General features: G+C 72.5%; 5 protein-coding genes. 3 read left to right on the top strand and 2 right to left on the bottom strand.

Annotated elements, in window-relative coordinates:
• Positions 1–82: 82 nt before the first annotated feature.
• Both DZF91_RS28510 and eno read right to left on the bottom strand, forming a co-directional pair.
• Positions 83–556, bottom strand: coding sequence for an FtsB family cell division protein (locus DZF91_RS28510; RefSeq protein WP_117360207.1), 474 nt, complete (start codon positions 554–556; stop codon positions 83–85).
• Positions 557–618: 62 nt separating this feature from the next.
• Entirely contained in the window at positions 619–1,902 is a 1,284-nt protein-coding gene (gene eno, locus DZF91_RS28505) for a phosphopyruvate hydratase (protein WP_117360210.1), read from the bottom strand.
• A 261-nt stretch (positions 1,903–2,163) separates the two neighbouring features.
• Between eno and DZF91_RS28500 the strand changes: the two genes are divergently transcribed.
• From DZF91_RS28500 to DZF91_RS28490, 3 genes are read left to right on the top strand one after another with little or no spacing between them, the layout of a single operon-like run.
• Positions 2,164–3,213, top strand: a complete 1,050-nt coding sequence (locus tag DZF91_RS28500) for an ABC transporter substrate-binding protein (RefSeq protein WP_117360209.1) — start codon at positions 2,164–2,166, stop codon at positions 3,211–3,213.
• The gene (locus tag DZF91_RS28495) at positions 3,210–4,019 is read left to right on the top strand and encodes an ABC transporter ATP-binding protein (protein ID WP_117360206.1); all 810 of its coding nucleotides are present in this window, start codon (positions 3,210–3,212) and stop codon (positions 4,017–4,019) included. Before DZF91_RS28500 ends, DZF91_RS28495 begins: the two co-directional genes overlap by 4 nt.
• Positions 4,009–5,031, top strand: a complete 1,023-nt coding sequence (locus DZF91_RS28490; RefSeq protein ID WP_199486954.1) for an ABC transporter permease — start codon at positions 4,009–4,011, stop codon at positions 5,029–5,031. Before DZF91_RS28495 ends, DZF91_RS28490 begins: the two co-directional genes overlap by 11 nt.
• The last annotated feature ends 52 nt before the right edge of the window (positions 5,032–5,083 follow it).

Raw genomic sequence — 5,083 nt, 5'->3', positions numbered from 1 at the left:
CGCCCGGACGCCCGGCCCCGCCGGCGCGACCACCCGCCGGGCGGCGGCGTCGCGGATGGCGGGTCCGCCCGAGCGGCGGGGCTCAGCGGGTGCGGTCGGCGGTCTCCACGGACCGCCAGAGCGTCTCGTACCAGGGCGGACGTTCGTTCGACCCCTTCCGCTGGGCCTGTTCTCCGTCGCTCGTCCCGCCGTCCAGGACGATGTAGCACTTCTCGTGCGGCATGCAGTAGTGGAGCCTGCGCTTCGCCTCACGTTCAATGTACGACTTGTCGGTCAGCCGTTTCTTGCGTTGCTCGAGTTCCGCGACCTGTTTCTGCGCGACGGCCTGCTTGTGCCGCAGATCGGCGATCTCCTGGCGCTGCGCGATGTACTCCCGGACGGGGTAGGCGAGCGTCAGGGCGATGGCGCAGACGACGACCGCGAGGATGGCCGCCCGGCCGGTCAGGGCCGAGCCGCCCTGCCTGCCGGCCTGCCTGCCGCCCTGCCTGCCGCGGGGCCGTCCGGAGCCCGGACCGGGGCCCGGGTCCGTCCGCCTGCCGCCGCCGTCCGCCGCCATCACCGCTCCTCAGAGGTCGGGACCCGGCCGGGACGGGCGCCCGGCCGGTGCTCGCGCCGCGCTCAGGACTCCCGGGTGAAGCGCGGGAACGCCGCGGCGCCCGCGTACCGGGCGGAGTCGCCCAGGACGTCCTCGATGCGCAGCAGCTGGTTGTACTTGGCGACGCGGTCGGACCGGGCGGGCGCGCCGGTCTTGATCTGGCCGCAGTTGGTCGCGACCGCCAGGTCGGCGATCGTGGTGTCCTCGGTCTCGCCGGACCGGTGGCTCATCATGCAGCGGAAGCCGTTGGTCTGCGCGAGCGTCACGGCGTCGAGGGTCTCGGTCAGGGTGCCGATCTGGTTGACCTTGACCAGCAGCGCGTTGGCGATGCCCTCGCGGACGCCGCGGGCGAGCCGCTCGGGGTTGGTGACGAACAGGTCGTCCCCGACGAGCTGGACCTTCGCGCCGAGGGCGTCGGTCAGGGACTTCCAGCCGTCCCAGTCCTCCTCGTTCAGCGGGTCCTCGATGGAGACCAGCGGGTAGGCGTCGACGAGCTCGCCGTAGTAGGCGGCCATGTCGTCCGCGGTGCGCCTGGAGCCCTCGAACTCGTAGGCGCCGTCGGAGTGGAACTCGGACGCGGCGACGTCCAGGGCGAGCGCGATGTCGCGGCCCGGCTCGAAGCCGGCCTTGCCGATCGCCTCCAGGATGAGGTCGAGCGCGGCGCGGTTGGACGACAGGTCCGGCGCGAAGCCGCCCTCGTCGCCGAGGCCGGTGTTGAGCCCCTGGGACTTCAGCACGGACTTGAGCGCGTGGTAGGTCTCGGCGCCCCAGCGGACGGCCTCGGAGAACGTCGGCGCGCCGATCGGCGCGATCATGAACTCCTGGATGTCCACGTTGGTGTCGGCGTGCGCGCCGCCGTTCAGGATGTTCATCATCGGGACGGGCAGCACGTGCGCGTTCGGGCCGCCCACGTAGCGGAACAGCGGCAGCCCGGAGGAGTCGGCGGCGGCGCGGGCGACGGCGAGCGAGACGCCGAGGATGGCGTTCGCGCCGATCCCGGCCTTGTTCGGGGTGCCGTCCAGGTCGATGAGGGCCTGGTCGATCAGCCGCTGCTCGGTCGCCGGGTAGCCGACGAGCTTCTCGTCGACGGCGTCGTTGACGGCCTTGACCGCCTTGCGGACGCCCTTGCCGCCGTAGCGCTCGTCGCCGTCGCGCAGCTCCACGGCCTCGAACCGGCCGGTGGACGCGCCGCTCGGCACCATGGCGCGGGACTCGGTCCCGTCCGCCAGCAGGACCTCGACCTCGACGGTCGGGTTGCCGCGGGAGTCCAGGACCTCACGGGCGAGGACGGCCTCGATCGACGACACGGGCATCTCCCAGTTGCAATCGGCAAGCTCAGACAGCGCGCCCGCGTGGGCGGACGCTCCCCGAGCCTATCCAGCGCGCCCGGCGGACTTCGAACTGGCACGCCGGAACCGGCAGGTCGCCCTTACCCGGACGGGACCCCGCAAATGCGGGCGGGCGTCGGACCCCGTCCGCACCCGGCCGCTCAGGCGGGTTGACGAACGGATTGCCTACATTGTCTACTTGGCACGTCATTCCGACCTGCTTAGTAGGGAATTATGCCGATGCATCGAAGGCTCCGTCCGCTCGCCGCCGCCGCGGCCCTGACCGTCCTGGCCGCCGCGGGGACGCTCAGCGCCTGCGGCGGCGACGACAAGGGCGGGGCGGACGGCGCTCCGGCCCCGCTGAAGCTGGGGTACTTCCCCAACATCACCCACGCGACCGCCCTGGTCGGCATCCAGAAGGGCATCTTCGCCAAGCACCTCGGCGCCGCGCCGAAGACCGCGACGTTCAACGCGGGCCCCGCGGCCGTCGAGGCGCTGTTCTCCGGCGCGGTGGACGCGACGTTCGTCGGCCCGAACCCGACCGTGAACGCGTGGGCCAAGTCGCACGGCAAGGCGATCAAGGTGATCTCGGGCGCCGCGGCCGGAGGCGTCTCGTTCGTCGTCAAGCCCGGCATCAACGGCCCGCAGGACCTCAAGGGCAAGAAGATCGCAACCCCGCAGCTCGGCAACACCCAGGACGTCGCGCTGCGCTACTGGCTGAAGAAGAACGGCCTGACCGCCGACAAGGACGGCTCCGGCGACGTCAAGGTCGTCCCGCAGGACAACGCGCAGACCCTCCAGACCTTCCAGCAGGGCGCGATCGACGGCGCGTGGGTGCCCGAGCCCTACGCGTCCCGGCTGGTCCTGGAGGCCAAGGGCAAGAAGCTGCTGGACGAGTCGTCCCTGTGGCCCGGCGGCAAGTTCGTCATCACCAACCTCATCGTCCGGCGCGACTTCGCCGACAAGCACCCCGACCAGGTGAGGAAGCTGCTGGAGGGCGTGGTCGAGGCGACCGACTACATCAACTCCGACAAGGCCGGGGCGGAGCAGGCGGCCAACGACGCGCTGACGAAGCTGTCCGGCAAGCCGATCAAGCAGAACGTGCTGGACGCCGCGTTCAAGAGCATCGTCTTCACCACCGACCCCGTCGCGTCCTCGCTGGTGGAGGGCGCCCGGCACGCCGAGGAGATCGGCCTGCTGGACAAGGTCGACCTCACCGGCGTCTACGACCTCGGTCCCCTCAACGAGGTGCTCAAGGCACACGGAAAGGCACAGGTCACCGACCGATGACACAGGCCGTCGAGGCCGCCGCGAGCCGGGCCGTGCCCTCCGGGGCAGCGGTCCGGCTCGACGGCGTCTCCAAAGCGTTCGGGCCCCTCGCGGCCCTCGACGACGTCTCCCTCACCGTCGGGCCGGGCGAGTTCGTCTGCCTGCTCGGCGCGTCCGGCTGCGGCAAGAGCACGCTGCTCAACCTGGTCGCGGCGCTCGACCGGCCGTCCGCCGGGACGATCGACACCGCCGGGCGGCGCGTGGCGCTGATGTTCCAGGAGCCCGCGCTGTTCCCGTGGCTGACGGTCACGGGCAACATCGAGCTGGCGCTGAAGACGCGCGGCGTCCCGCGCGGCGAGCGCCGGGGCCGGGCCGCCGAGCTGCTGGCGTCGGTGCACCTCGCCGGGTTCGAGAGGAAGCGCCCGCACCAGCTCTCCGGCGGGATGCGGCAGCGCGTCGCGCTCGCCCGCGCGCTCGCGCTGACCATCGACACCGAGCCCGCCGGAACGCGGTCGGGCGGCACGCTGCTGCTCATGGACGAGCCGTTCGGCGCGCTCGACGCCATGACCCGCGACCTGCTGCACGACGAGATCGAGCGGATCTGGCGGGAGCGGAACCTGAGCGTGCTGTTCGTGACGCACAACGTCCGCGAGGCCGTCCGGCTGGGTGACCGCGTGGTGCTGCTGTCGAGCCGTCCGGGACGCGTCGTCGAGGAGTTCCCCGTCCGGATGGAGCGGCCCCGCCGCATCGACTCCCCCGAGGTCGCGGCGCTCGCCGGGACCATCACCGACCGGCTGCGCGAGGAGGTCGGCCGCCATGGCGCCTGACCCGAGGACGACGACCGCCCCCGCGGCCACCACCGCGGCCACCCCGGCGTCCACCACCGCGGCCACCCCGGCGTCCACCGCCACGAGCACCGCGGATCCCGCGTCGCCGACGGTCGCCGACGACTCCCCGCCCGACGTCGGTGTGCGGGCGGACGGGAGTGCGCGGCCCGAACTGAGCCGGCAGATCTCGGGCCTGGACGCGCTGGAGCTCGGTGGACGGACGCGCCGCCACCCGGCCGCGCGCGCGTGGTCGGCGGTGTGGCCGATGGCCAGCGCCGTCGCGATCGCGCTGTTGGCCTGGCAGCTCGTGGTGTGGTCGGGCTGGAAGCCGTCGTACGTGCTGCCCGGCCCCGCCGACACCCTGCCGGAGCTGGGCCGCCAGGTGACCACGGGCTCGTTCTGGGGGGCGGTCGGGCTGACGATGCAGCGCGCCGTCCTCGGGTTCGCGGTGTCGGTGCTGGTGGGAACGCTGGTCGGCGCGCTGGTGACGCAGTCGTCGGTGCTGCGCCGCGCGGTCGGGTCGCTGATCACCGGCCTGCAGACGATGCCGTCGATCGCCTGGTTCCCGCTGGCGATCCTGCTGTTCCAGCTGAGCGAGAAGGCGATCCTGTTCGTGGTGGTGCTGGGCGCGGCGCCGTCCATCGCCAACGGGCTCATCGCGGGCGTGGACTACACGCCGCCGATCCTGCTGCGGGCGGGGAAGGTGATGGGCCTGCGCGGCCTGGACCTGTACCGGCACCTCGTGCTGCCCGCGTCGCTGCCGTCCTTCGTGGCGGGGCTCAAGCAGGGCTGGGCGTTCGCGTGGCGGTCGCTGATGGCGGGCGAACTGCTCGTGGTGATCTCCTCGCACACCTCGCTCGGCGTGCTGCTGTCGCAGGCCCGGGAGTTCTCCCAGACGGACGCGATGATCTCCTACATGATCGTGATCCTGGTGGTCGGGATCGTGATGGACCGGCTGTTCGGCCTGGTGGACAGGGCGATCCGGACCCGCTGGGGCCTGGCGGGCGACTGATCCCCCCCTCCGCCGGGTCTCCCCGCCGTCCCTCGGGGCGGACGGCGGGGAG

The sequence above is a fragment of the Actinomadura logoneensis genome, from assembly GCF_003428695.1.
GTDB lineage: Bacteria > Actinomycetota > Actinomycetes > Streptosporangiales > Streptosporangiaceae > Spirillospora > Spirillospora logoneensis.
The sequence above is the reverse complement of the archived record's forward strand: the minus strand, read 5'-3'. Positions and strand labels throughout refer to the sequence as shown.